The 25,766-nt window shown below is 43.1% G+C and carries 27 protein-coding genes; 10 read left to right on the top strand and 17 right to left on the bottom strand.

Annotated features, from left to right (window positions below; all coding sequences use genetic code 11):
• Nucleotides 1-522 (bottom strand): type 1 glutamine amidotransferase domain-containing protein, encoded by a 522-nt coding sequence (locus Q4550_RS10850; RefSeq protein WP_303532609.1) that lies wholly within the window; start codon nt 520-522, stop codon nt 1-3.
• A 178-nt stretch (nt 523-700) separates the two neighbouring features.
• On the opposite strand from Q4550_RS10850, the gene Q4550_RS10855 reads away from it, so the two are divergent.
• Complete coding sequence (locus tag Q4550_RS10855) at nt 701-1,525, top strand: TerC family protein (protein ID WP_303532611.1); 825 nt, start codon at nt 701-703, stop codon at nt 1,523-1,525.
• A 37-nt stretch (nt 1,526-1,562) separates the two neighbouring features.
• Here the strand turns inward: Q4550_RS10855 and Q4550_RS10860 are convergent, their stop codons facing one another.
• Entirely contained in the window at nt 1,563-1,943 is a 381-nt protein-coding gene (locus Q4550_RS10860; protein ID WP_303532612.1) for a DUF1499 domain-containing protein, read from the bottom strand.
• Between the two features lie 194 nt (nt 1,944-2,137).
• On the opposite strand from Q4550_RS10860, the gene Q4550_RS10865 reads away from it, so the two are divergent.
• Nucleotides 2,138-2,485 carry a YflT domain-containing protein gene (locus Q4550_RS10865; protein ID WP_303532613.1) on the top strand — a complete coding sequence of 116 codons (348 nt, stop codon included), beginning with the start codon at nt 2,138-2,140 and terminating at the stop codon, nt 2,483-2,485.
• Nucleotides 2,486-2,541: 56 nt separating this feature from the next.
• Here the strand turns inward: Q4550_RS10865 and Q4550_RS24575 are convergent, their stop codons facing one another.
• Nucleotides 2,542-3,537, bottom strand: a complete 996-nt coding sequence (locus Q4550_RS24575; protein WP_303532615.1) for a sigma-70 family RNA polymerase sigma factor — start codon at nt 3,535-3,537, stop codon at nt 2,542-2,544.
• A gap of 221 nt (nt 3,538-3,758) precedes the next feature.
• On the opposite strand from Q4550_RS24575, the gene Q4550_RS10875 reads away from it, so the two are divergent.
• Nucleotides 3,759-3,950, top strand: coding sequence for a hypothetical protein (locus Q4550_RS10875; protein ID WP_098445502.1), 192 nt, complete (start codon nt 3,759-3,761; stop codon nt 3,948-3,950).
• A 173-nt stretch (nt 3,951-4,123) separates the two neighbouring features.
• On the opposite strand, the gene fumC is transcribed toward Q4550_RS10875, so the two are convergent.
• From fumC to Q4550_RS10905, 6 genes are all read right to left on the bottom strand, one after another.
• Nucleotides 4,124-5,512 (bottom strand): class II fumarate hydratase, encoded by a 1,389-nt coding sequence (fumC, locus tag Q4550_RS10880; protein WP_303532617.1) that lies wholly within the window; start codon nt 5,510-5,512, stop codon nt 4,124-4,126.
• Nucleotides 5,513-5,705: 193 nt separating this feature from the next.
• A complete protein-coding gene (locus Q4550_RS10885; RefSeq protein ID WP_303532837.1) occupies nt 5,706-7,658 on the bottom strand; it encodes a TRAP transporter permease in 1,953 nt (650 codons plus the stop codon).
• Nucleotides 7,659-7,698: 40 nt separating this feature from the next.
• Entirely contained in the window at nt 7,699-8,253 is a 555-nt protein-coding gene (locus tag Q4550_RS10890) for a DUF1850 domain-containing protein (protein WP_303532619.1), read from the bottom strand.
• A 37-nt stretch (nt 8,254-8,290) separates the two neighbouring features.
• On the bottom strand, nt 8,291-9,265 hold the full coding sequence (locus Q4550_RS10895; protein ID WP_303532620.1) for a TAXI family TRAP transporter solute-binding subunit: 975 nt from the start codon (nt 9,263-9,265) through the stop codon (nt 8,291-8,293).
• A 236-nt stretch (nt 9,266-9,501) separates the two neighbouring features.
• The gene (locus Q4550_RS10900; protein WP_303532622.1) at nt 9,502-9,861 is read right to left on the bottom strand and encodes an SLAP domain-containing protein; all 360 of its coding nucleotides are present in this window, start codon (nt 9,859-9,861) and stop codon (nt 9,502-9,504) included.
• Nucleotides 9,845-10,906, bottom strand: coding sequence for an FUSC family protein (locus Q4550_RS10905; protein ID WP_303532623.1), 1,062 nt, complete (start codon nt 10,904-10,906; stop codon nt 9,845-9,847). The genes Q4550_RS10900 and Q4550_RS10905 overlap by 17 nt, the downstream gene beginning before the upstream one ends.
• 100 nt (nt 10,907-11,006) lie before the next feature.
• On the opposite strand from Q4550_RS10905, the gene Q4550_RS10910 reads away from it, so the two are divergent.
• Complete coding sequence (locus Q4550_RS10910; RefSeq protein ID WP_303532624.1) at nt 11,007-11,633, top strand: DUF429 domain-containing protein; 627 nt, start codon at nt 11,007-11,009, stop codon at nt 11,631-11,633.
• A gap of 24 nt (nt 11,634-11,657) precedes the next feature.
• On the opposite strand, the gene Q4550_RS10915 is transcribed toward Q4550_RS10910, so the two are convergent.
• From Q4550_RS10915 to Q4550_RS10925, 3 genes are all read right to left on the bottom strand, one after another.
• Nucleotides 11,658-11,852 (bottom strand): hypothetical protein, encoded by a 195-nt coding sequence (locus Q4550_RS10915; protein WP_303532627.1) that lies wholly within the window; start codon nt 11,850-11,852, stop codon nt 11,658-11,660.
• Nucleotides 11,853-11,907: 55 nt separating this feature from the next.
• The gene (locus tag Q4550_RS10920) at nt 11,908-12,381 is read right to left on the bottom strand and encodes a glutathione peroxidase (RefSeq protein ID WP_303532630.1); all 474 of its coding nucleotides are present in this window, start codon (nt 12,379-12,381) and stop codon (nt 11,908-11,910) included.
• A gap of 63 nt (nt 12,382-12,444) precedes the next feature.
• On the bottom strand, nt 12,445-13,491 hold the full coding sequence (locus Q4550_RS10925; protein ID WP_303532632.1) for a class I SAM-dependent methyltransferase: 1,047 nt from the start codon (nt 13,489-13,491) through the stop codon (nt 12,445-12,447).
• A 157-nt stretch (nt 13,492-13,648) separates the two neighbouring features.
• On the opposite strand from Q4550_RS10925, the gene Q4550_RS10930 reads away from it, so the two are divergent.
• The 3 genes from Q4550_RS10930 to Q4550_RS10940 all read left to right on the top strand — a co-directional run bounded on the left by Q4550_RS10930 (nt 13,649) and on the right by Q4550_RS10940 (nt 17,905).
• Nucleotides 13,649-15,394, top strand: coding sequence for a B12-binding domain-containing radical SAM protein (locus Q4550_RS10930; protein ID WP_303532634.1), 1,746 nt, complete (start codon nt 13,649-13,651; stop codon nt 15,392-15,394).
• Nucleotides 15,395-15,538: 144 nt separating this feature from the next.
• Nucleotides 15,539-16,987 carry an amidase gene (locus Q4550_RS10935; RefSeq protein WP_303532637.1) on the top strand — a complete coding sequence of 483 codons (1,449 nt, stop codon included), beginning with the start codon at nt 15,539-15,541 and terminating at the stop codon, nt 16,985-16,987.
• A gap of 24 nt (nt 16,988-17,011) precedes the next feature.
• Entirely contained in the window at nt 17,012-17,905 is an 894-nt protein-coding gene (locus Q4550_RS10940; RefSeq protein ID WP_303532640.1) for a DMT family transporter, read from the top strand.
• A 77-nt stretch (nt 17,906-17,982) separates the two neighbouring features.
• Here the strand turns inward: Q4550_RS10940 and Q4550_RS10945 are convergent, their stop codons facing one another.
• From Q4550_RS10945 to Q4550_RS10960, 4 genes are read right to left on the bottom strand one after another with little or no spacing between them, the layout of a single operon-like run.
• Nucleotides 17,983-18,729 carry an IucA/IucC family C-terminal-domain containing protein gene (locus Q4550_RS10945; protein WP_303532643.1) on the bottom strand — a complete coding sequence of 249 codons (747 nt, stop codon included), beginning with the start codon at nt 18,727-18,729 and terminating at the stop codon, nt 17,983-17,985.
• A complete protein-coding gene (locus Q4550_RS10950) occupies nt 18,719-19,519 on the bottom strand; it encodes an ABC transporter ATP-binding protein (RefSeq protein ID WP_303532645.1) in 801 nt (266 codons plus the stop codon). Before Q4550_RS10950 ends, Q4550_RS10945 begins: the two co-directional genes overlap by 11 nt.
• Before the next feature lie 15 nt (nt 19,520-19,534).
• On the bottom strand, nt 19,535-20,584 hold the full coding sequence (locus Q4550_RS10955) for a FecCD family ABC transporter permease (protein WP_303532647.1): 1,050 nt from the start codon (nt 20,582-20,584) through the stop codon (nt 19,535-19,537).
• A complete protein-coding gene (locus Q4550_RS10960) occupies nt 20,581-21,591 on the bottom strand; it encodes a FecCD family ABC transporter permease (RefSeq protein ID WP_303532650.1) in 1,011 nt (336 codons plus the stop codon). The genes Q4550_RS10955 and Q4550_RS10960 overlap by 4 nt, the downstream gene beginning before the upstream one ends.
• Before the next feature lie 166 nt (nt 21,592-21,757).
• Here Q4550_RS10960 and Q4550_RS10965 point away from each other — a divergent pair, with 166 nt between their 5' ends.
• Nucleotides 21,758-22,711 (top strand): ABC transporter substrate-binding protein, encoded by a 954-nt coding sequence (locus tag Q4550_RS10965; protein WP_303532651.1) that lies wholly within the window; start codon nt 21,758-21,760, stop codon nt 22,709-22,711.
• A gap of 158 nt (nt 22,712-22,869) precedes the next feature.
• Nucleotides 22,870-23,787, top strand: a complete 918-nt coding sequence (locus tag Q4550_RS10970; RefSeq protein WP_303532653.1) for a zinc dependent phospholipase C family protein — start codon at nt 22,870-22,872, stop codon at nt 23,785-23,787.
• A gap of 195 nt (nt 23,788-23,982) precedes the next feature.
• Here Q4550_RS10970 and Q4550_RS10975 read toward each other — a convergent pair whose 3' ends face one another.
• Entirely contained in the window at nt 23,983-25,269 is a 1,287-nt protein-coding gene (locus Q4550_RS10975) for an MFS transporter (RefSeq protein WP_303532655.1), read from the bottom strand.
• Between the two features lie 162 nt (nt 25,270-25,431).
• Here Q4550_RS10975 and Q4550_RS10980 point away from each other — a divergent pair, with 162 nt between their 5' ends.
• On the top strand, nt 25,432-25,740 hold the full coding sequence (locus Q4550_RS10980) for a hypothetical protein (protein ID WP_194218254.1): 309 nt from the start codon (nt 25,432-25,434) through the stop codon (nt 25,738-25,740).
• The last annotated feature ends 26 nt before the right edge of the window (nt 25,741-25,766 follow it).

Here is a 25,766-nt window from a genome sequence, read left to right on the forward strand (position 1 = left end):
TTATTTCGCTAAAATATCAGCAAAGGCTTTTCCGTACTGTGGAAGATCTGGCGGGCGACGCGCAGATACAAGATGTCCGTCAATAACAACGGGCTCATCAATCCAAGTCGCACCGGCATTTTCCATATCATCACGAATGCCTGGCGTACTTGTCACTTTCTTTCCTTCTAGTACTTTTGCGGAAATTAATACCCAACCAGCATGGCAAATCTGGCCGATTGGCTTCTTATTTTCTTCCATATGCTGAACCATTTTCAATACTTCAGGGAAACGGCGAATCTTATCAGGCGCCCATCCACCAGGAACAAGGATCGCGTCGTAATCGGCAGGATTAATATCTTCATAAGCATAATCGGCAACGACGGGAACACCATATTTACCAATATACTTCTCTCCTGCTTTCTCACCAACGTAATGTACCGTGGCCCCTTCTTCAATTAAACGATAGTACGGATAAGTAAGCTCCAAATCTTCAAATTCATGATGAACAAGACTGATTACTTTTTTATTTTCTAAACGCATGTTTCCACCTCCACTCTTTACCTTATACCATTTTGGCATCATTTCAAAACGATAAAAGATTTCAAGGATTGTCGGAATGAAATCGATTATAGGATAGATCTACCTTTTAAAGCATGTATTTTCTAGTATGGGACTGTCCAACTGGGAATACTAATGAGAAGGTAAAGGAGAGATAACCATGGATGTTGGTCTTTTACTGGAATACGGGTGGGTGCTCGTCGTTCTGATCGGTCTTGAAGGTGTGCTGGCAGCAGATAACGCCCTTGTCATGGCCATAATGGTGAAGCATCTTGACCCACAAAAACGTAAAAAAGCGTTGTTTTATGGCCTTGGAGGAGCATTTGTTTTCCGCTTCGGTTCTCTCTTCATCATTTCCTTTCTCGTTGATATTTGGCAAATTCAAGCCATTGGAGCGATTTATCTTTTGTTTCTCAGTTTAAATCACATCGCGAAAAAATTTTTACTCAGCGATCGAAAAGAGAAGGAGAAGGAAAATCAAAAGTCTGAGGAAGGGCCTGGTTTTTGGACGACGGTTTTAAAAGTGGAGCTTGCTGATATCGCATTTGCCGTTGACTCCATTCTAGCTGCTGTGGCGTTAGCGCTAACGCTACCTCATACAACGCTACCGAAAATTGGCGGTATGGATGGTGGACAATTCCTCGTTATTTTAACCGGTGGAATTGTCGGGCTAATCATTATGCGCTTCGCTGCTAATTACTTTGTGAAGCTTTTGCACCGTAAGCCAGGTTTAGAAACCGCTGCTTTCGTGATTGTTGGATGGGTAGGGGTAAAGCTTGCGATTTATACGCTCGCTCATCCAAACCTCGGCATTCTTGCTGAGGATTTCCCAAAAGAACCCGCATGGAAAATCACATTCTGGGGCGTTCTTGTTGCGATTGCACTAGGAGGCTGGTTCCTTTCTTCCGAACGAGAAGAAGATGACCGAGAAGATGAGAATGAAGATACACTAGTAGAAGAAAATGAGGAAGCGAATGACTTCTGATAAATCAACAACAGGTGCCGCATAGGCACCTGTTGTTTTATGCTTTCTGAAATTCTTCTTTAATTTCATTCATTCGCTTCTTATTAACTCCCATATCTGAATATCCAGTCCGTGAAGCAGAACGAAAGTGAATGCTCTCATTTGCTGTATCAATGTAAAACTCAATATCATCGACAAATTTAAATAGCTTTGATTTCTCCTCTGCTCTTATGTAGTCTGTCCCCTCTTCTACAATTTCTGTTCGCTTTCGATTGGTTAGGATTGTTTTTAATTTTGCGATTGCTTCCTCTGCCGTCCCATTGTATGGCATCGGCTTCATCCCATGCTTCTCATCCGTGCTTTGGCTCGACACACAATTTGGTTTATCTGGACACGGAGCAAGCTTCCCTTTTTTTACGCCTAATTGTTCTGAACTCATTTCGATCGCCTCCTGATTGGATTGTTCTATTCTTTCTATACCCTATCACAATCCCTTTTGAACTTATTATGCCTTACATTGCTATAATCACGCAGCACACTGATGTGTAATTTTCCCGTTTAGAACTTTTTCTGAGCGTGTATAGTACATGTGAGATCAAAAAAAGCAGAACAATCTTTGAAGGAGGCAATATTGTGAGTAGACCAGTAGTACGCGAATACCAGAATGATGAGAAATTAAAAAGCGACATTGAAGAGTTAGAAAATATCGGTGTAGCTAACGATGATATTTACGTGCTTTCCCATGACGATGACCGCACAGAGCGCGTAGCAGACAGCGTTGATGCGAATACAATCGGCAAAAAGGAAATGGGTCTCAGCAGCTTGAAAAATGTCTTTATTAAGAAAGGCGACGAACTGCGCACCAAAATGCAGGAAATCGGCTTTTCCAAAGATGAATCTGAACGCTATGAAGAAGAAATGGATAAAGGTAAGATTTTCTTATTTGTAACAGACACTGATAAAGTGAAAGAGTGGAAGTAAGAATAAATGATTGATATAGAAAGAACCGTTGATCTCCGTTGAGATCAACGGTTCTTTTATTTTTCGTTCTTCTCCTCATAAACCTTCAACAGCTCTTCCACCGAAATCCCATCAATTGTCATACCTTCTACCTCAGATTTCTCGATCTTCACACCTTTTAAGTTACAATCCGTTATCCTACTCCCATGCAGATCACAGTTTTCGAAAAGAATTGGCATGTGCTCCTCTCTTCTTCCTGCCGCAAAGTGATCTTCAGGGGGTAATCCGATATTACGAAAAACAGCCCCTCCCATTTGTGCATCTTCGATTTTCAGATCGCTAAGGTCAATATCTCGGAAAGAAATACCGCTCATATTCATATTTGTAAAGGTCGCTTCTACCATATAAGCGTCAGAAAAGATTGACTGTGCTAAGTTCGAATTCATGAAGTTTGCGTTCGTTAATTCAACTTGATCGAAAAGCGCCTTACGGAGACGTATTTCCTTAAACACTTTTCGCTCAAATTCTTCCCCAACGTTTTGCTCGCTCATATTCTTTTCAACCATTTCAAACAGCTCCTTTTTCATTTTTGATCTAGCTCTTCGAATACAACTTTCAATTGCAGAGGTGGAGCGTTCTAACATCGAAGCAATTTCCCCCATCGAATAGCCACCCATATAGTAAAGAACGACAGGGGTGCGAATATCTTCATTTAATTCATTCAGCGCATGCCAAACCAAATCGCTTGTCTCTGTCTCTTTCTTTTCAAGCATATTTGCAAGTGTCTTCTCATGAAATGAATGCTCCAGTAGTTGAACCATTCGTTTTCGTCTCCTCTTCATATCCAGACTCAAATTTCGAGCAATACTTGTTAGCCAGCTCCCCACCTTCTCAGGACTTTCCAACGTCTTTCGCTTCAAATAGGCCTTAATAAACGCTTCCTGCGCAACATCCTGTGCAAGATGATAGTCCCCAAGAACACTATAAGCGACCGCATAAAGTCCATTCGCATAGTTGCTTACCACATCACGAAATCCTTCTTCCGTCTGCCATTCGACAAGCTTTTGCTTCACTTTCTCTCACCTCACTGCTTTCACTTATATAGACGTCTCGCACTCATTCATTCCGTCAACAAAATGAAAAGAATTTTACTCTTTGTTTGTTGGAAGAGAATAAATGTACATAAAGGGGGACAGAGAGGGGTCAGACCCCAAAATAAAATAGTTCTTCGCTCGTCTCACACTGCATATATTTGTAGGGCACTAAAAATATTTCTTTCAAAGGGAGTGCTGATATGTTGGATCGAACATTGCTTTTCGTAGCCGCTATGATTGCTGGGTTTGCATTACTTCGTTTGTCTGAGGCAGATTCATTCCTCGAAAGTCTTAATCCGGTCTTCGAAGTTGTTGGCTTTCTAGCAGCGCTGCTATTTGCACTTGTCTTGATCTACAAAGGCATCATGGCCATTTTACCTCGGAAAGTGTAAACGCTTTCCACTCCTGAAAGAAAAGCGAAAGCAGCCCGTTAAAATCCGTAGGATGGTGGAACCTTTTAGAATGAGACGCTTTTTGTCTCAATCTAAAGGCTGAAACAGCCGGAGGTTTTGGGCTGCTTTCGCCGTACAAAAAAGCGGGATCCCAGAGATCCCGCTTTTTCCTATTATTCTTTTGGTGCAATCATATCTTCAGGACGTACGATATCATCGAACTGCTCCGCTGTGAGCAAACCGCTCTCAAGGGCAGATTCACGTAGCGTTGTTCCATTTTCATGGGCTTTCTTCGCAATTTTCGCTGCGTTCTCATAACCGATATGTGGGTTCAAAGCTGTCACAAGCATAAGTGAATTCTTCAAATAATCTTGGATCACTTCTTCATTAGGCTCAATGCCAACTGCACAGTTATCATTAAACGACTTCATGCCGTCCGCAAGGAGGCGAGAAGACTGTAGGAAGTTATAAATAATGACCGGCTTGAAGACATTCAGCTCAAAGTTCCCCTGACTTGCCGCAAAACCAATTGTCGCATCATTCCCCATCACTTGCGACGCTACCATTGTGAGCGCCTCACTTTGTGTTGGGTTCACTTTCCCTGGCATGATCGAACTTCCTGGCTCGTTAGCTGGAATTGTAATTTCACCAATACCACAGCGCGGTCCACTTGCAAGCCAGCGCACATCGTTTGCGATTTTCATAAGATCTGCCGCTAGAGCTTTCAACGAGCCATGGACATGCACTACTTCATCATGACTTGTAAGCGCATGGAATTTATTCTCAGCGGATGCGAACGTCTTGTCCGTCATTTTGCTAATTTCCTCGGCCACCATATCACCGAACTTCGGATGTGCGTTCAATCCTGTTCCAACCGCCGTACCGCCGATCGCAAGCTCTTTCATATACTTAACGCTCTCAAGCAGCATGTTTTCACATTTTACCAGCATGCGATGCCAGCCGCTAATTTCCTGTCCAAGCGTGAGTGGCGTAGCATCCTGAAGATGAGTACGTCCGATTTTAATAATATGTTCATTATCCTTCATTTTTTGATAAAGCGTTTCTTTTAATTCAATAAGGGTTGGATAAAGATGATCTTCAACAGAAAGAACTGCCGCAACGTGCAGTGCTGTTGGAAATGTATCATTGGAAGATTGGGACTTATTCACGTCATCATTTGGATGAACGCGTGCTTCGCTTCCTTGTTCTTGTAAAAGTTCATTTGCACGGTATGCAAGTACTTCATTCATATTCATGTTGGACTGCGTGCCGCTTCCAGTCTGCCACACAACAAGTGGGAAATGTTCATTATGATCGCCGTTGATCACTTCGTCCGCTGCTTTCACAATGGCTTCAGCTTTCTCATCTTCAAGCTTGCCAAGACGCTGGTTTGCAAGTGCTGCGCTCTTCTTCAAAATCGCAAATGCCTTTACAACCTCAAGCGGCATTTGTTCGTCACCGATCTTAAAGTTCTGCTTGCTTCGTTGAGTTTGAGCACCCCACATTTTATCTGCTGGTACTTTGATTTCTCCAATTGTGTCTCGTTCAATTCGATAATCCATTGTGATCCTCCTTCAGAGTATAAGCTAACAGGTTCCACTTCGATAAAAAGAAGGGAAGTCCTTTCTCTTCAAACGAATTTCTATTTATGACGACGCTTTCATCATATCACACTCTTCTTCTACCGGGAATCAGCAGATCTTAGCGTTTTTTACATAGAAAAAGTCGCCCTCTTAGTAGGAGCGACTTTTCGATTTATGCATTCGCAACTTCTTTCTTTCCACCGTCCTGCTTGATCAAGAACTGAAGAGCTAACAGAGTGATAAATAGCCCGAGTCCAATGAGATCTGTAGAACCATCTGGATAAATAAGCATTACGCCTGCCGCTACTGCAGCGATCCGTTCAACTAAAACAGTTCGGCGGTACCAATAACCAATCATACCTGCGCCGATGCTAATCATTCCCGTTAATGACGTGAAAAGTACCCAAAGAAGACTTTGCCACGTTGTATCAATCATCATGAGCTCGGGTGAGAGCACAAAAATGTATGGAATGATAAATGCCGCAATCGCGAGCTTAGCTGATTGAACCCCTGTCCGAAGCGGCTCACCCCCCGATACACCTGCTGCCGCAAATGCAGCGAGCGCAACCGGCGGTGTAATATCTGCGACAATACCGAAATAGAACACAAACATATGCGCCGATAGCTCAGGGACAGATAATACAATCAATGCCGGAGCTGCAATTGTTGACGTGATAACATAGTTTGCGGTCGTTGGAGACCCCATCCCAAGAATAAGGGAGGCAATCATCGTAAAGAAAAGGGTGAGCAACAAATTTTCACCAGAAAGCGAAACAAGACTATTCGCAAGCTTTAACCCAAGTCCTGTTAGAGTAACTACACCTACGATCATCCCCGCTGCAGCGGTTGCAGCCGCCACTCCAAGTGCGGTTCTTGCCCCATTCGCGAGGGCATCAATGAAATCGCCGATTCCCATACGAGTTTCCTTATTAATTGCTCCAACGATAATCGCTGACAAAATCGCATAAAGAGCTGCACGCGTAACGGACGTGCCTGACATTAAGAAGAAGATAACAGCGACGATTGGAAAAAGAAGATAGATCCGCGCAAGTACAGCTTTTCGGTTTGGCATTTCATCTTCCGTCAAACCTCTTAATCCAATGCGCTTTGCTTCAAAATGAGTCATGATCCAAATACCCGTAAAATATAGGGCCGCAGGAATCGCAGCCGCTTTGGCAATTTCCCAGTAGGTGATGCCACCACCGATAAATTCCACCATTAGAAACGCCGCTGCGCCCATAATTGGCGGCATAAGCTGACCACCTGTAGATGCTGCTGCCTCTACTCCACCAGCAAATTCCTTCCGATACCCAAGTCGCTTCATCATTGGTATCGTAAATGAACCCGAGGTCACAACATTCGCAACTGAGCTTCCGCTAATGGTTCCTTGAAGCGCACTTGAGAAAATGGCTACCTTTGCCGGTCCTCCAACCCGTTTTCCTGCAATAACGAGAGCAAGATCATTGAAGTACTGACCAACCCCTGTTTTGACGAGAAAAGCTCCGAAGAGGAGGAAAAGGAAAATAAATGTGGAAGACACCCCAAGCGGCGTTCCAAGAATTCCTTCTGTCGTGTAGTACATCGAGCGAATAATGCGATCCATACTCAATCCACGATGCTGCAAAAATCCCGGCATATAAGGTCCGAAATAAGAGTAAAGCAAGAAAATAGACGTAATCACGGTAATCGGAAGCCCTACCACCCGTCGCGTTGCTTCAAGAACAAGCAGGATAGCTAAAAGCCCTACAATTAAATCAAGCGTTGTAAGGCGTCCAATCCGATACACAAGTTCATCGAAATTTAAAGGCCAATACATCCCAACGTAAACACCAATAATGGCTAGTAAACCATCATACCAGGCAACTTGAAACTTCCCTTTTGTCTTATTACGCAGCTTCTTTTTGGAAGCAGGAAATAATAGAAAAATTAGTCCGAGCGCGAACGCTAAATGAATGGATCGCTGAAGCTGTGCTGTAAAAACGCCGAAAATAGCTGTGTATAATTGGAAAACGGAGAAGCCTACGAGACCAGCAAGTGAGATCCATCCGATTATACCTGTCAGCCTACGATGACCTGCTTCGGGATCGAATTTCGCCATTAATTCCTGCGTTTGTTCATCTGTCATCTGCTCTTTGTCTTGCTTCGTTTTCGGAGGCTGATCTTTCTCACTCAAGCACGTTCACTCCTTTCATCCACTGCCATAAACTGATTGTTTCTGATTCAAGGTGAAGCCATGAACCAGGCTCAATGATCCGACTTAATTCAATCTCTTTATCTTGGACAAGAAGCACGTGATTTGCGACGACCTGACCCGTTCTCATATCAATAAACGGAAATTTCCTGTTCATATCTTTAATTTTGTATCCATCCTTATCCTGTACAAATCGTTCCCCTGCATCCGCATTTGAAGGCATTCCGATGGCAAAATTCTCGTATGAGAGTTCGTATTGCACAATCTCACCAGATTCAGATACATAATAAGACTCCTGAACAGGTGTTTTGTGCACAGAATGCGTATAGCGAATGTCGAAGTTAGCCGAATCATCCTCAAAAGGAACATATGCCAGAACTTTGCCTGACTCTCCTTTTTCGAGCGCCATTACAGGAAAAAATGGGTAAAGAAAAACGACTAAAATAAGGGCAACCGCAATTGTCGTTTGGTACATGAATTGTTTCGTTGAATCGGAAGGTTTCATAGTAAGAAGACGCAGGCTTTTCACCTGCGTCCGTCACATCCTTTTTTGTAGATTCGCTACTTTACTCGACACCTTTTTCATCAAAGTATTTCTTAGCACCAGGATGAAGGTCAATCCCAACACCCTCTAGCGCTGTATCAGCTGTAATAAACTCACCTTTAGCGTGCGTAATTTTATCAGAGTTATCAAAGATCGCTTTCGTTACTTGATACACATAATCTTCATCAAGGTCTGAACGAGCTACAAGCATCGCAAGAACTGCGACAGTTTTCACATCACTTTCAAGACCGTACGTTCCACTTTTCACCGTATCTTCTGCATAATACGGGTGCTCTTCAATTAGCTTATCGATTTTATCTTGCTCGATTGGAAGAATGTTCACTGGCTTCACTGCAGACAAGCCTTCTACTGCACCAGTCGGTGTACCAGAAGTAATAAAAGCAGCGTCGATTGTGCCATCCTGGATCCCTTCAGTAGACTCATCAAATGCAAGATGCTGAGCATCGATGTCTTCCATCGTAATATCATGAGCAGCTAGCACTTGCTCCGCATTCGCGTATGTGCCACTACCTGGTGCTCCAACGGAAACTTTCTTTCCTTTCAAATCATCCACAGAAGCAATGCCACTCTCCTGAAGAGTTACGATTTGAATCGTTTCAGGATATAGTGTTCCAATCGCCTGGATGTTGTCCACTTTTCCATCTTCAAACATTAACTCACCGTTTGTTGCGTATGCCGCGATATCTGTTTGAGTAAATGCGATATCCGCATCTCCATCCTGGAGAATTTGCATATTTTCAACAGAAGCACCTGATGACTGAGCATTGGCACTTTCAATATCGGTTCCATCTTGAATTATATTTGCTAGTTCACCGCCAAGTGGGAAATACGTTCCTCCCGTTCCTCCCGTTAATAAACTAAGCTCTGAAGGAGATCCGTTTGCTTTTCCGTCTGAATCAGAACCTCCACAAGCTCCAAGCACCATCGCTATAGATAGTACAATAACGAATAAACTAAGTCTTCTTTTCTTTCCCATGCAACTTCTCCCCCTTTAATAGTTAGAAAATTTCAAATTTACTATACCATATTGTTCCTTTAATTGGTACAGGTTATTAGAACACCCTCCAAAAAGGAAAACTGTTATAAAACAAAAAAAGCCACATTTCTACTCGGTTCGTTGTCATTCGACTTTACCGATTCAGATCGATAACGTCGAATAACAACGAAATATAGTAAAAAGTGGCCTAAAATTTGTTTTCGCTTGTAAAATAATCAGGAAATACTCCAGTTCTTGAGAGAAGCCTGTCGAATCCTTGTCTCTGGTGGAAAAATAAACGTCCATGGTACAGCTGAATGAGATGGAACAGTTAACTTATGGGTAAACCGTTCTGTTGCCACTAAGCTGTTATCTTCAAAATAAGAGAGCAGGCGATCATCTAATTTCCAATCACCCATACCATTTAGAATACAAACAGAAGCCAGCAGTTCATTACGATGATTAAAAGCTACTCGAATTGGAACAAACTGAAGCTTTCCTTCTTGGATCGGGTTCTCGTCGTAAATGTCCTGGATTCGTTTACGATCTTTGTCAGCTATCGTACGGTCCCACTTTTCTTCAAAGATCAGCGTCACGTTTTTCACCTCTGTTCATGTAACGACTCTCTTTTTCTTCTAGAATCGACAAATCATCAATCACATCATTCAAGGAAAGCAACTCAAATATCACAATCATTTTTCCTGTAAAATGATGGCGGGGATCTGTCGCTTCATCTCTTGAATCATCGAGATCATGAAATAGCTGATCAAGCTTTTCAATGCTATCGATATGCTCCTGTGTCAGCTGCGTGGAAGGGTTATGAAAAGCTTTGGAGATCGAACGACCGGCTTCAATAATGATGCGATGATCTTCGGGATCAATGCCATTTTTCGTATCGGTAAATAGCATATTTCCAAGATGGTAAAGGATCTTCTGCAAGTATTCCAGTTTTTTAAGAACAACAGAAAAGGTGCGAACTTCATGAATGCTGTGCCTGCGGTATTTCCACTCTTCCCGCTGATAGGCAATTAATTTGTATGTTCGTTCAAGGTCACGACTTAAGCGCTGATATACGAGTGTTTGTCTTTTGGCATGCGGAAGATCTGCGATAATTTGATCTAGTAAATCACCAGCGTTGCGGTACAGTCGCTTTACACCTTGATTGATCATAGTATGGAATTTCGGTGGCATAACAAAGTAGTTTACTGCTGTTGAAACAACAATCCCAATGAGCGTCGTACTCAATCTTCCTACAAAAGATATCATATACTCTCCTGATGTATCGGGAATCATCGCAACTGCTGTTAGCGTTGCAACAAGCATACCGTCATCAAGTCCAAGCTTATGACAGGCAATAAGTGTGAAGGTTGCGGCTAGCGCATAAGTGAAGGGTGATTGATGAAGCATGGATTCAAATAACATGGCAAATCCGGCTCCGATTGCAGCCGCTGGAAAACGCACGATCCCTTTTTTTATGGAGTCCGATGCAGTAGGCTCCACCGTTACGATGGCTGTAATCACAGCAAAGAGAACAGGAAGGCCGAGCGCATCACAAATCCACGCCGTCAAAAATGCAGCCAGTCCCGTTTTAAGAATTCGTCCACCAACAAATTTAAATACTTTTTGCTTGATATCTATCATACGAATCAGTCCGTTTCTATTCCCCCATTATAACGTACACTACTCGTTTACATGAACCCATTTTCCACTTATTGTTTAATTAAGCGAAAGGAGAGATGTTATGAAACGCTTTATCGGAATTGATTTATCAGGACCATCTAATACAAAAGATACCTCTATAGCGATCTTTCATGGAGATGATTCCGCGCTTTCCTTTCATCAGCTCATCGAAGGGGCAACAGATGAGGACATTTATCAGCAAGGAAAGCTCACACATAACACAATCATTGGAATCGATGCCCCCCTTTCTTACCAACCAGGTGGCGGCGATCGACCTGCAGACAGAGCACTTAGAAAAGCGGTCGTTAAAATCGGGATGCGAAGCGGATCGATTATGACGCCAACGATGACGCGAATGGTTTATTTAACGCTTAGAGGAATCTCACTCTCGAGGACGCTTTCACCACATGCTACTATTGTGGAAGTGCATCCTGGAGCCGCGATCGGTTTGCGAGAACCCAATATCGAATCTATTCTCGCTTATAAATCAGAAACAGAACATCGCTATCAGCTAAAGTACTTTCTCGAACAAGATGGGGTAACAGGAATTCCAGAAAAAGCACTCGAATCATCGCATTCTTTTGATGCGTGTCTTGCTGCTTATGCAGCGTGGAGGTGGGAGCATGGTCGATCGGAATTTCTATACGAAGCCAAACCACCTTTCCATCCATTCGACATGAGCTGTTAATAGGGTATTAAAAAACCCTGCGCACTAATTGCGTAGGGTCTCATCAAAGACTTTTGGAACGATGTCGCGAACGACAATATATAAAGTGCTTAAGAAAAATGCTGTAATTGCCATCGCAAATGAAGGAAACACATCCCATTCACGGTCCATGCTCCATCCACTGAGCATCGCTCCTGAAAACGTGCCAATCATATAGCAAAACGGAATCCACCATTTCATTTTGATTTATCACCTCAGAAATGATATACCCCGTTTCGACAAATTCCGAACCTTTTTAGAGCATTCCCTCAATATCTTTCTTAATAGCAGCTGGTTCTGTCTTTGGCTCATAGCGTTTCATGACATGACCATCTTGATTTACGAGGAACTTCGTAAAATTCCAGGGAATGTCGCCGTGTTCAACATCTGGCGCTTCGTGCGTTAAATAGCGATAAAGAGGATGAGCATCGCTACCGTTTACATCGATTTTCGCAAACATTTGGAAACTCACGCCATAATTAATGGAGCAAAATTCCTCAATATCATCCTTCGATCCAGGCTCTTGCTCTCCAAATTGGTTACAAGGAAAGCCTAGAATTTCAAACGGCTTGTCCTCAAGCGACGTATACAGCTCCTGAAGTCCTTCATACTGTGGTGTTAATCCGCATTTACTAGCCGTGTTGACGATTAAAAGAGCCTTTCCGCTATATTCTGATAGCGGCATGTCTTTCCCTTGAAGCGTTTCTGCAGTGAATGAATGTACACTCATTTTATCCCTCCTATTCGTTGTCTCACCTCACTTTTATCATAGTTAAGCAAGAATCGCTAGCAATCAGCGCGCTCTTGCAATAATGCCGTTATGCACTTTAATATAGCCGTGCCTTACAATATCCATGCCGTTTTCATACACATAGAGTCCCATTTGACGGATATCCATTAGCTCACGATACGTATGATTCATCATATCAGCCATCACATGATAATAAAGACGCGACTTCATCTGATTTCGAGGTGTTGTCATAATAACGTATCCATCATCTTTTACAAATTTGCGATGCCAATTTAAAATAGCTGGTTTATGTCCATCCGGCACATGTTCAAGCAACCCTACACTTAGAACAATATCAAACTCTTTATGAAAATCGAGTTCACGAATGTCTTTTACAAGATAGCTAATGTTCATTTGATCTTTGTACCAAACCTTTGGCCCGCCCGTTTGTGGATTCGTTCCAAGGAAGGGATACGTATTCGGAAAATGAGCAAAACGATCTGTTTTACAGAAGGCATCGTAATCTACCATGACAACTTCTCCACCCGGATACATCGCATGAAGCTGCATTGCTTCATACCCTTCGGCAGCACCAAGAAAGAGAATACGAGGATTTTTTACATCAAGTCCTTCAAAAAGCGCTCGCTTTCCACGCGGATCCCAAATCCCATCCTCGATGCGGTGCACATAATTCCAGAGAGATAAGCGTACCATCTCCCCCAGGCCATTCTTGACATCACGAAGATGAAAGCCTTTGAAGCTATCTTTTAGAGAAGACTTCAAGCGCTGCTGTTCGGCAGGTACATCTTGCATAAATAGATTGTGAAATGAGCGATTAAAATACTCCCAAGAGGTTTTCACAGGCATAACCTGCTTATGTTCAGATTCCCAATCTAGACGCTCTTTCGCGAGCTTCTTCACTTCAAACGGCCTTCCTACCTGTTTCCAAGACATTTGCGACCAGTCGCTTACCATATTTGCATTCACAAAGCGATCGAGCTGTTCATTCCTCGGATTCCTTAAATCGACACGATAACTCGGCAGTAATGCTGTGTATTCAAAGTCTTGTTCCGAAAAAGGGTGTTCAGGCGTTATTGAAGCAAGTTCCAATTAGCTCACTCCTTATTTTTTCACTTATTTTCTCACGAAAGCGTTTTCATTTCAAATATTTTCCGAATGTACCCACAAGCGATCACGCTATCCTATCTAAATTATTTGTAATGAAGGTGATATAATAGAGAGATTAACGATCAGGAGTTGGAAAAAAATGAAGATTGTAGTAAGTACGTTAAATGCGAAGTTCATCCATACGTGTCTCGCATTAAGGTATTTGAAAGCCTCTGCTGCCCCAGATTATGATGTACAAATGGCAGAATACACGATTAAAGATCCGATTATGAATATTGTAAGTGACCTCCACAGTATGAAGGCTGATGTCATTGGATTTAGCTGCTATATCTGGAATATTGAAGAGACGATTCCAGTCATTGAAATGTTAAAGAAAGTAAATCCATCGCTCACGATCGTACTTGGCGGTCCTGAAGTGTCATATGATGTGTATGAGTGGCTCGACCGTATACCTCAAGCTGATTATATTGTCATGGGAGAAGGAGAAGTGACGTTTAAAGAACTGCTTCGATCAATTGAAACAGGAGAATCAGTTGAAAACGTAAAAGGAATTGTTTACAGAAAAGATGGAAGTAATCATATTAATCCACCAGCACCAAAACTAAGCTTAAGTGAGATTCCATCCCCTTTTCGATTCGAAGAAGACCTTGCTGATCTTGGTCGCCGCGTCACTTACGTTGAAACGAGTCGGGGATGTCCTTATTCCTGTCAATTCTGCTTATCCTCTATTGAAGTTGGCGTAAGGTATTTTCCTGTAGATCGAATGAAGGAAGAACTGCGTTTCTTAATGGATAACGGGGCAAAAACGATTAAATTCGTTGATCGAACATTTAACATTAGACGAAACTACGCGATTGATATGTTTCAATTCCTTATTGATGAACACCGCCCGGGCTGTGTGTTTCAGTTCGAGATCACGGCTGATATTATGCGACCGGAAGTACTAGAATTTCTCAATAGCGAAGCTCCGCCCGGACTCTTCCGATTCGAGATAGGTATTCAATCAACCAACGATACAACAAATGAACTCGTGATGCGAAAGCAAAACTTTGAGAAGCTTGCGCGAACAGTCACAATGGTGAAAGACGGCGGCAAAATTGATCAGCACCTTGATTTAATCGCTGGACTTCCTGAAGAAGACTACGCTTCTTTCCGAAAAACGTTTAACGACGTTTTCTCCTTCCGTCCGGAAGAGCTGCAGCTTGGCTTTTTGAAAATGCTACGCGGCACAGGTGTCCGTCTAAGCGCTGAGAAACATGGCTACCTTTACATGGATCATGCACCTTATGAAATTCTTGGAAATAACGTTCTTTCCTTTGATGACGTTATTCGCATTAAACAGGTAGAAGACGTGCTAGAAAAATACTGGAATGATCATCGTATGGACGCAACAATTGAGTATCTTGTCACAGAAGTTTTCCAATCTCCATTTGATTTCTTCCAAGGTTTCGGCAGCCATTGGGAAGGAAAAGGCTGGTCACGAATTGGGCATCAGCTAGAAGATTTATTCCGACGCCTGGCTGACTTTATTGAGAAGCATGCTCCAGCTCATCATGAGCGTGTCACATCACTTATGAAAATCGATTACTTATCAAAATCCAAAAAGAAGCCTCGTACGGTGTGGTGGCGTGATCGCCTTGAGAAAGAAGAAGAAAACGCCCTATTGAAGCTTGTAAATGAACAACCAGCTTTGCTTGGAGAAGACTATCAAGCGTTAAACCTATCTGAACGAGACCTGTATAAGCATACAGTAATCGATCTGTTACCGAGCTCAGAAGACGGGCAAATACAGAAAACCATTTTACTCGTTTACTATCATCCGAAAACAAATGAGCGTAACGTGTTTTATGGTGTTCTTCCTTCAGAATCTTCCGTTGCGTTGTAAAGCTGAAGGGAAAAGGCATTTCGACATAGATGAAATGCCTTTTCTATTGAGTGACGTCTCGATTTAAAGGATTTTGTACGTTCAAGACGAATACAGTAATGTATTGATACCGGAGGGTAGGCCGGTAAAATATGGAGGGATAGCATGAAACTATTAGAAATGGATGCCTTGTCCCTATCGAAGAAGATTTCCAACAGAGAAATTTCATCGTACCATGCTGTTAGAACGTATATTGATCATCTGAATGCCATTAACCCAGCCTTAAATTGCCTTGTAGAAGATCGCTTTGATCAAGCTATAGAAGAAGCTAGAAAAGCAGATTATACCCTCACTACAGGAGATGCTAAAGGGCGACTATTTGGCGTTCCGATTAGTGTAAAAGAGTGCTTTCATGTAGCGAACATGACAACAACAGGAGGCCTCGGGTATCGTGCAGGCTCTCGCGAGAAGAAAGATGCTGAAGTTGTCAGACGCCTTCGCGAAGAAGGTGCCATTATACTCGGAAAAACGAATACACCTGCCCTTTGTTTTTGTCAGGAAACGGATAATAAGCATTACGGCAGAACGAATAACCCGTGGGACACCTCAAGAACAGCAGGTGGATCTAGCGGTGGGGAAGGCGCTTTGATCGCTGCAGGCGGTGCCGCAGTTGGTCTCGGTGCTGACATCGGCGGCTCGATTCGATTTCCCTCCCATTTTAATGGCATTATTGGCTTTAAATCCGGCAATCGTCAGGTATCTCAAGAAGGAAATTTTCCTTTTGTTGATAAGCCAGAGCAAGAACGCATGCTAGGAATTGGTGCGATGAGCAAGTCTGTCCAAGATGCGAGATTAATTAACCAGATTATCGCCCACAAACAGCCACCTGAACGTAACCTTGCAGATTTTAAACTCGTCTACCCAGTTCCTCACCATCGCTATCCGATTAATCGCGAAACGTTTCAATTGATCACAACCATAAGGGATGCGTTTGATGGCGAGCTTTCTGAAGAGCAGGCAAATCCCCCATTTTTTGAAGAAGCCGCTCTCATGTGGCAACAAATGATGTCGATTGACGGGGGAGCCGATATGGCTAAGCTTATGTTGGAAAACGATAAAGCAAGTCCAATCGGTGAATACATGAAGGAAAAGCTTTTCCGTAGTTCAGATGTACATCCCTACTTATCGTGGGCGCTTATTGGAACGAAGCTTTTCAAGCCTAACCAAAAACAAATCAAACAAATCCATGCTTCTCTAAAGCGTGGAGATGAAATTTTAGAAGATTATTTGGACGACCGAATCTTAATTATGCCAGTCTATCATTCACCGGCACCGCTTCACGGAGAATTGTATCAAGAACTTTTCTCCATTCGTAAAACCTTCTTGAACTATATGCCTTACATTGCGTATGCGAATGTGTGGGGGCTCCCTTCTCTTACAATTCCAATTGGAACTAGTAAAGAAGGCCTTCCAATCGGTGTACAGCTAGTAAGCCGCATTGGTCATGAAGAAGCGCTTTTTCAGCTAGGAGAGCAAATTGAACAGCGCATCGGCGGGTATAATCGCTGTGTGCAGCATGATCAAAAAGCCGAGGCTGAAGCAGAACTCGTTTAAGTCGTAATGGAGGATTGAATCCCATTGTTTAAAAACCAACATACGAAGCCATACATCGCCATTATTATCGCAATCCTATTTATCTCCACTTCCGCCGTCATCGTCAAGCTAGCAACTGCTCAAGCTTCGATTATTGCGATGTACCGTCTCGTTTTTGCCATACTTATTATGCTTCCAATTATCCTACGAGGCTATCGAAACGCCTTTAGTCATATTAAAGCTTCTGATTGGGGATTCGGAAGTCTTGCAGGCGTTAGTCTCGCCTTTCACTTTATTCTCTGGTTTGAGTCACTCAACTACACGTCCGTTGCAAGCTCTGTTGTTCTTGTCACATTACAGCCGCTGTTTGCCTTTATCGGTACGTATCTTTTCTTCAAAGAAAAACTCACCCTTCTAGCTATTGCTGGAGGGGTGACCGCTGTGACCGGCTCTATTGTGATCAGCTGGGGGGATTTCAAGATTAGTGGAATGGCTCTGTGGGGGGATCTTTTAGCTCTGACAGCATGTGCCATGGTAACTGGATACCTCTTGTTCGGTCAGAACATTCGAAAGCGGCTGGATCTGATGCCATACACCTTTATCGTGTATGGTATCGCTGCTCTTACGCTTATCATCTATAACGTTGTATTACGCTACCCGTTCTTTACTTATCCATCTACAGACTGGGGATATTTCATCTTGCTCGCGATATTCCCAACGCTTCTCGGTCATTCTCTATTAAATTGGGCTGTGAAGTGGGTGAGCGTAAATGTCATTTCAATGAGCATCCTATTTGAACCGATCGGGGCTAGTATTCTCGCCTATTTTATCCTTGGCGAAACATTGCATACGATGCAATGGATTGGTGGCGGAATTATCATTACCGGTCTTTATCTCTTTATAAGAAGCTACACCTACAAAAGAAAACCGAAAAAATAGCTTGGCGTCCCCTTTCAGGGGACGCCAAGCTATTTCGACAGTATTCGAGCTAAACCGGGTGGTGCCTGTCACCACTCCTAGCGCGCTTTAGGACACGTCTTACAGCACGCGCCACCTTCCGATATTTGATCGTACAAACAGCATGTACGTCGGAAGCGGATCTCTCCTTCTTCACGCTTCACTTTCTCTGAATAATACGGCATGAACGGGTTTGCGCCGCAGGTGAAACTTGTGCAGTTGAACTCCTTGAGAAGGTAATGAAAGTCTTCTTTAGCTCGACGCACTTGTACCTCATTTCCCTCAGATGGGATCAGAGTTTCATAGAGCCAGAACAAGTAAATGGCCACATTCTCCCATAAAATCGCCGCTGATAATTTCGTCGCTTTCACCATTGCTTCAACAAACGGAGCAAGGTTCTCGTTAATCAGTTTATTGGCAAGTGCTGCTCTTATTTCAACACGATCTTTCTGAATAATGGTGACGTCTACGTCGTTATCAATCATAAGCTTCATCATCCAGGGCTCCGCATCTGTATCAACTTCATAGCAAAGCTCATTAGGTCCTGCCAGAATCGCTTTATCCCACATCGTAAAAGCATACAGTATCGGCACAACCGTCATAAAACCATATCTTTTCATAAACTGTGATCCCGCCACAATTATAGATGGAAAATGGCTTTCCTCCACGAGCTGTTCAAGAAGACCTTTTAAGTGATGCTCATCGTGTAGCTGCACAAAGCTTGCACTGCTTTCACCCACAGTCAGGCGAAACTGTTCCAGTCTTTCTATCTCTTCTCTCGTAAACACCGGGTGCTCAGCGACCATTTACCTTCCTCCCTTTGCCATGTGGTACACAAAGCGGTGTACCGAATAGCGGATCCTCTATAATGTTACATTGAAGCCCAAACACATGCTTCACAAGCTCTTCATTCACGATCTCTTCTGGTTTTCCTTGATCATAAATGCCCTTATCCTTTACAGCAATAATATGGTCGGCATAGCGACAAGCGAGGTTTAAGTCGTGAAGAACCATTAGAATGGTCCGGTTATCTTCTTTATTCAATTCAAAAAGTAAATCGAGTACCTCCACTTGGTGAGCGAGGTCCAAGTACGTTGTTGGTTCATCAAGTAATATAATATCCGTATCCTGAGCAAGTGTAAGCGCAATCCAGGCACGTTGCCGCTGTCCTCCAGAAAGGGAATCAACATTACGCTCAGCAAACTCTTCCATGTGCGTTGCTTTTAGCGCGTTTTGAACGGCATCTTCGTCCGCTTCAGACCATTGACTAAACCACGTTTGATAAGGATACCGTCCTTGCTTAACGAGCTGCAGAACTGTGAGGCCTTCAGGTGCGACTGGTGACTGTGGAAGGATAGCCATTTTCCGAGCGATTTCCTTTGTTGGCTTATTCGAAATAGCCTCCCCATCAAGAACAATTCCTCCAGAATGCGGCTTTAGAAGTCTAGCTAGACTTCGTAATAGCGTTGATTTGCCACATCCATTTCCACCAATGAGAACGCTCATCTCTCCTTTAGGAATCAATAAGTTCAGCTGATCAATAACGGTTTGTTCTCCATATCCAAGCGTTAAATCTTTCGTTTGCAGTGCGTACACGTCGCCACCTCCTCATCATTTGTTTCTCGATCGAATCAATAAATAGATAAAATACGGTGCTCCAATCGCCGCTGTGAATACACCAGCCGGAACCTCCAAAGGTGAAAAAAGCGTGCGGCCAATTAAGTCAGCAATCATCACAAGTATACTACCAACAAGCGCAGCCACCGGCACAACTACACCGAAAGACGATCCGACGAGCTTTCTCGCAATATGCGGTGCCATTAAACCTACGAATCCGACTCCACCAGCAAATGCAACAGCCCCTCCTGCAAGCGCCGTGCTAATTAACAGTAACGCAATGCGGTCTTTTAAAAGCATCGCTCCTGCACTTCTTGCTACATCATCCCCAAGCTCTTGCAAATTCACCCTTCTTGAGTAAACCATTAAAATAATCATCAGAACGACTACCCACGGCAGCAGCGTCAGAACATCCTGGCCGTTCGTTCCGTGGACACTGCCCGTAATCCAGATGTTTGCATCAGACGCTCTGTAAATAGGACCGATAATCATCAATAATGTCGTTAGCGCCTGCAATAATGCCGTTAACCCGATTCCAATCAATACTAAACGAATCGGTGAAATACCATTTTTCCATGATAAACCAAACACAAGAAATCCAGCTAAAATAGCGCCGATAAAGGAAGCGAGCGGCAACCATTGAATGCTTACCGTAAGGGCATTCGCTTTATCACTAAAGATCGTAAGAAAACCAATCGTTGCAAGTGCACCGCCCCAAGTGATGCCAAGAATATCAGGTGACGCAAGTGGGTTCCGAATCATTCCTTGAAGAATAGCGCCAGATACTGCAAGGGCCGCGCCAGCCAATATGGACATGACGATCCTAGGAAAGCGGAACTGCTTCACAACAAGCTCATTCATCTCATTCCCATAACCAAATAGCGCCTTCACCACTTCATCCGGGGTCATAAATATCTCCCCAAGGCCAATACTAAGTAATGCGATGATGATAACAGCGCCAGTCAGTCCCGCTATCACCCAAAGCGAGCGGCGATCTAGTAGAAAAGAAACAGCTTTCATTCGAAAGGAAGTGTATTTCATCATAGCTGTTTAAACTCCCTTCGAGCAATATAAATGAAAAATGGCGTTCCGATAACAGCCGTTAGTACACCAACTGGCGCTTCAAGTGGCATGATCACATACCGAGCGGCAATATCAGCTGATAACAAAAGAATCGCCCCAATGATTGCGCTGTACGGAATGACCCAACGATAATCCGGTCCTGTAAAAAAACGAGCAACGTGTGGGACGACGATGCCAATAAAACCAATCGGTCCAGCTACGGCTACTGATCCTCCGGCAAGAAAAACGATAAAAAGTGCTGCGAAAGCTTTGACAAGCAGGGTACGTTGCCCAAGTCCTTTTGCGACATCTTCTCCAATCACCAGAGTGTTAATTTTCGGACTGATCAAAAGCGCACCGACTAAGCCAAGTCCAATATAAGGAATAACCGAGTAAAGCATATTTAGACTGCGCCCTTCAATCGAGCCAGCAAGCCAGAAGAGAACATCTTCAAGCGCTTTCTCATTCAACACAAGCATTCCTTGCGTTAATGAGGAAAACATCGCCGCAATGGCCGCACCGGCAAGGGTCAGCTTCATCGGTGTAAGCCCTTCTCTACCAAATGAGCCAAGCACGTACACGACGATGGAGGCGAACGCAGCTCCAAGAAACGCTAACCAACTAAATGCTGCGAGTGACGTAACAGAGAAAAAGGTGACCGCAATCACTATCACAAAACTCGCCCCCGCATTTACGCCTAATATGGATGGTGAAGCAAGAGGATTTCGAGTAATCGCCTGCATCAAAGCACCAGCGACAGCAAGACTTGCGCCTACGGCAGCCCCGATCAGTGCTCTCGGAACGCGATTTTCGATAATAATAATATGTTCATTGCTTCCATTAAACTGCGTAAAGGCTTGCCAGGCCGTTGTCCATGTAATACTTGTTAAGCCATAGACCACGCTCGCAAGCATCAGTATTATGACAAGCAACAAGCCAACTGCTAATCCGAACCATTTTTTATTCATTGAGTGTAATTTATACGTCATAAAGGTTAATCCCTTTCTTTATCATCCTTTTTAAGTTTAAGAAAAGAATGAAAACGTGTCAATGAATATGAGAATCACTCTCATTTACCTGTTGACTAATTTGTGACAATTCAGTATGATTACATCGTAAATGAAAACGATTATCAATGACAAGGAGGATATACATATGTTAAAAAAAGGATGGCTCATCGTTAGTCTAAGTGTACTTATGATCCTTGCTGCGTGCGGCACAGGTGGGAATAATGAAAACGCTACTAACTCTGGTGGGCAAGAAGAAGAGTCTACTCGAACAGTTTCACATGCAATGGGCGAAACAGAGGTGCCAGAGAAGCCAGAAAAAGTTGTCATTTTAACTAATGAAGGAACAGAAGCACTACTTGCTATGGGAGTAACACCAGTTGGGGCAGTACAATCATGGCTCGGCGACCCGTGGTATGAGCATATTTCGGACGATATGAAAGATGTTGAAGTCGTTGGAACAGAAAGTGAAGTGAATCTTGAAGCTGTCGCTGCACTTAAACCTGATCTCATAATCGGAAATAAATTACGTCAAGAAGACATCTATGATCAGCTTAGCGCGATCGCTCCAACCGTTTACTCAGAAACGTTGAAAGGCGACTGGCAGGAGAATTTCAAATTCTACGCTAAAGCACTAAATATGGAAGACAAAGGCGAAGAAGTGATGAGTGCTTACACCGACCGCATTGACTCCATGAGTGAAGAACTTGGCGATCAGCTTGATCAAAAAGTGTCGGTTGTTCGTTTTCTAGCTGGACAAACAAGAATTTATTACAAAGACTCGTTCTCTGGCGTTATCCTTGAGCAGCTAGGCTTTGATCGTCCAAAATCACAGCAAAAAGAAGATTTTGCTGAAGAAGTAACGAAAGAACGTATTCCAGAAATGGATGGCGACGTGCTCTTCTACTTCACGTATGAAGCGGGAGATGGCGAAGCGAATTCCACTGCGGAAGAATGGACAAATGATCCATTATGGAACAATCTTCAAGTTGTCAAAGACGGTAACGTTCATGAGGTGAGTGATGCGATCTGGAATACGTCTGGTGGCGTCATTTCGGCTAACTTGATGCTTGATGATATTGAAGACGTTTTTAGTAAATAAAGAAATAAGTGTAGCCCGGCCTGCGCCGGGCTTTTAATATGCTTGAATTTATGAATTTAAGGGAAAAAGAAAGAGAAATGTTTTCTGAAGATTATGGCAAGAAGACAAGTTCTCTTCAGGTATACTAATAGAAAGACATATAAGGAGGGGATAAATCGATGCCAAATGTCTGGACACATATTTTATTCGGAGAAGAAGCTGCGATGGAAGCCGGCATATGGAATACGATCAAAGGTGACCTGCCTTTCTTTCGACTTGGTGCACAGGGACCTGACCCTTTCTTTTATCATAATTTCTGGCCCTGGAAAAAGAATAAGCCTGTTCAAGAAGCGGGATCTGTTCTTCATCAAGATCATTGCGGTTCATTCCTCATGGAGATGATTGAATACGGAAAGCAGGACGATCCGATGCTTCGCGCATATATCCTTGGCTTTGTGACGCATCATATTCTTGATCGAAACACGCATCCTTATATCCACTATCGTGCCGGTCTTGAAGGCAACCGACATCAACAGCTTGAAATTATTATAGATACCATTTTGATGAAAGAATACAAAGATGTAGAAACGTGGAAAACACCCGTTTACCAAGAGATTCACATTGGCAAATCACTCTATCCTCCTATTGAACTCATGCTGTATGAATTGATCCAAACCTTTTATCCAGAAACAGCTGAACGTATGCCAGACGACTATATTACTCAATCTTATCGGGATATGGTACTTGCGCTAAAAATATTATTCGATCCACACGGATGGAAAAATCAACTTTTAAAGAAACAAGTCTCTTCCTTTTCCTATCGAAAACAAATTGGCAATGAAGATTATTTAAATCGTGAAGGCACCACTTGGATCCATCCAGCTATTAAAGACGAGGAATCCACCGCGACCTTTGAAGAGCTGCTTGAGCAAGCGGAAGAAGAAGCAACAAGTATCCTGCCTCTTATTTATGATTACTGGCACAACGAAGAAAACTGCCTAACTGAATTAAAAACACAAATCGGCAACCGCTCGTATGACACAGGAAAAGATTGCACGCTTTCACTTGAGTTAAAGCACTTCGACCCCATTTTGTAAGGGGTTTCATATCATAAGAAGTCTCTGAGCAGTGTGTCTGCTCAGAGACTTCTTTGTGGTCTGTTACTTGGTGGGAACTGTAGAGAAAACCACTTAATTCCGCGATTTTCTCAATAATTCCGCGATATCTCACTTTTTTCCGCGAAAACCATTATTAATTCCGCGAATATAAGTTTATTTCCGCGATTCTGCTAATTACATATCCACTCCTTCATTCACCATCACAACCTTCGCCTGCTCTTTCCCTTTTTCGATATTCACTTTACTAAGTAAATAGATGCCTGCTAGAAAAAAGACAACTAGCGATACGATCCCAAGTCGACTTGAGCCTGTTACCTGACCAACGAAGGCAAAGAGAAACGGACCGAATATCGCTGAAAATTTAGCTGAAATTCCATAGAAACCGTAAAATTCTGCATGGCGATGATCCGGAACCATACTTCCGAAAATCGAACGACTTAATGCTTGGGCACCACCCTGAACGAAGCCGACCATGATCGCAAGTAGGTAGAAATGCGTAGCAGTTGTCATAAAGTATCCTAGTAAAACGATGCCCACATATATCCATAGCGCTAGCATAAGCGCTCGTTTCGGGCGAATTTTCTTCGCTAAGTAGCCAAATAAGAAGGCGAACGGTATGCCTACAAACTGCGTAATGAGGAGCGCTGCAATCAAATCATTCGCTCCTATTCCGATATCTCTTCCATAGATCGTCGCCATTTTAATAATAGTGGAAATGCCATCATTAAATAACCAGAAAGCGACTAGAAAAAGAAGAAGCTGTTTATAGTGGTTCAATTCCCTAAACGTTGTGCGGAGTCTTTTAAAACCAATTGTCACATAGGAGCCGCTTAATCTCGGCTGACTATGCTCAACTTCATGCACGTTTTTGAACATTGGAATCGAGAACACAAACCACCAGACTCCAACACTTGCGAATGAAAGCTGCGTCGCGACAAGCGTACTCGGAAGGAAAAACCACGATGGATTTAGGATCATCATCAGGTTAACGAGAAGCAGAAGCCCGCCGCCAATATAACCAAAAGCGTAGCCTCTTGCTGAGATACGGTCCATCTCCTCCCCTTTTGCGATCTCGGGTAGGAATGCATCGTAAAAGACGTTGCTACCTGAGAAACCGATTGTTCCAAAGATTAGTAGAATAGAAGCAAATAAATATCCGCCCTCACCAACGAAAGCCATTAAAACACTTGCAATCATTCCCATATAAGCAAAAAAGCGCAAAAATGTTTTCTTTGAATTAGAATAGTCAGCAATAGCACCAAGGATCGGGGCAAGAAAAGCTACGATTAGAACGGCAATGGATTGCGAATAGCCCCAATATGATGTGGCAAGGCTTTGGTCAATATTCTTGGCAGCGACATCGTAATAAAAGACAGGGAGTACTGCTGCCATCATCGTCGTTGCAAAAGCAGAATTAGCGAAATCATACATCATCCAGCTACGAATCTCTTTTTTTCTCATCTTTTTGCCTCCATGATGTTCAATTCCTTTCAGCATAGCAGGTCGTGACACCTCTTTCTTGAGGCTGGAACATTCTTCATGATCATTTTACAAATGACAGACTTGCTACATATTCTAGCTGCGAGTACACTAGCGGTAGAGTAATGAAACGGAGGTCGTCCTATGGACCAAAAAGAAATTCAAGACAAAGTTATTGAAAACTATCAGCGCGATGAAAACATGATGATTCTTGTTTTTGCTCAGTGGTGTGTAAACAATGACTTAAATCCAGAAACGCTTTACGCAAAAGCTTATCCAGATCAGGTGAATAACCCTGCTCTTAAACAAAGCATTGAACTCGTTGTACCAAAAGAAGAATCAGAGCATATCCCAGATCAAACGGTGATTGGCGTCCTATCCCTTTTCGGAAATGATGACCTTGCGTTTGTTGTAACAGAAGAAATCGACAAACGCCAAAAAGAAGATAAATAAGCGTTTACCACAGTTTATTCGATAGC

Source organism: Anaerobacillus sp. 1_MG-2023, assembly GCF_030547345.1.
Lineage (GTDB): Bacteria > Bacillota > Bacilli > Bacillales > Guptibacillaceae > Guptibacillus > Guptibacillus hwajinpoensis_B.